The 982-nt window shown below is 46.5% G+C and carries 2 protein-coding genes; both read left to right on the top strand.

Annotation, left to right across the window (positions count from 1 at the left end; translation table 11 throughout):
- Positions 1-62: 62 nt before the first annotated feature.
- On the top strand, positions 63-419 hold the full coding sequence (locus AC1DUA_RS39050; protein ID WP_477504793.1) for a sensor histidine kinase: 357 nt from the start codon (positions 63-65) through the stop codon (positions 417-419).
- Between the two features lie 59 nt (positions 420-478).
- Positions 479-757 (top strand): hypothetical protein, encoded by a 279-nt coding sequence (locus AC1DUA_RS39045; RefSeq protein WP_477504792.1) that lies wholly within the window; start codon positions 479-481, stop codon positions 755-757.
- Positions 758-982 lie beyond the last annotated feature (225 nt).

The raw sequence follows: 982 nt of genomic DNA, 5'->3' as shown, positions 1-982 counted from the left end.
ATTTTAGCGTGAGGTAAGAAATTTTCGAGGAAAGCAAGCCTTATCATGTATTGAAGCTCCTTTTGCAGCCTTTAGTGGAAAATGCTGTTTTGCAGGGGCTGGAGAAACAGAGTGAAGGCGGAGAACTTGTTATTTCCTCCTATTTGTGGGTAGTTATGCTCGTGTTGGAGGTTAGTGATAATGGAGTTGGCGTGAATCGGGAGAGACTTGCCTATATCTGTGGTAAACTGGAGGAAGCGTCCAAACAAGCGGTCGAAGGCATTTCTACGGATCGTAAAAAAGAGAAAGCTCTGTTCGGTCTGCGTAATGTCGTCGCTCGTATGAAGATGTATTATGGCGATGAGGCATATTTTCGCTTCGTAAGCAGTACCGGTCATGGCACGCGCATGACGTTATGGCTAAGCTTGATAAGTGTGTAACGACTATGGAAGTTCAGGTGGTCTGAAAAGGTTTGCATTATAAGTAGGGAGGCTGAGCTATGCTCTATGTAATTGTTCTAGTTCCCGTGCTCGCACTTATCGTCTATGGCGTCGTCAAAATGACGCAAAAAGTCAGGGATAAGGTCGAGACATCCAAGGTCATTCAAATGTCGTCGTATCAATCCAAAAAGAAGACTCCCACGAATACGCAGGCTTGTTCCTTCTGTCGGAAGAAGCAAAAAAAGCTGGCGTTCTACTCGGACGAGGACGGCCGAGTCGTTGGGGTTTGCTCCGTTTGCAGGCCGCAGGCAGAACGCCGGGCGTTGATGCGGCTGTGAGCGGGAGAGTTACATAGAGCCTTAGTGGGAATTCCACTAAGGCTTTTTTGTGGGAAGTGGAGTCGCCTAGTCGGAGGATTGTAAATAACGCCGAATACTCCTGCTAATGTCCACGTCTGAACCACTATTTTCCAAATAAATGTAATTTTTCCTGTTATTTGGAGCGATTTTCGTGCTTCCGGGTAGCAATCGACGATTTAGCAGGAGTTTCTTCCACTATTTCGT

The organism is Paenibacillus sp. 01T422, from assembly GCF_056398785.1.
Note: the sequence above shows the minus strand (reverse complement) of the source record. Positions and strands in the feature narration are given on the sequence as shown.

Coding starts and splice junctions, on each gene's coding strand:
- AC1DUA_RS39045 (WP_477504792.1), top strand. CDS start 479: ATGCTCTATGTAATTGTTCTAGTTCCCGTGCTCGCACTTATCGTCTAT.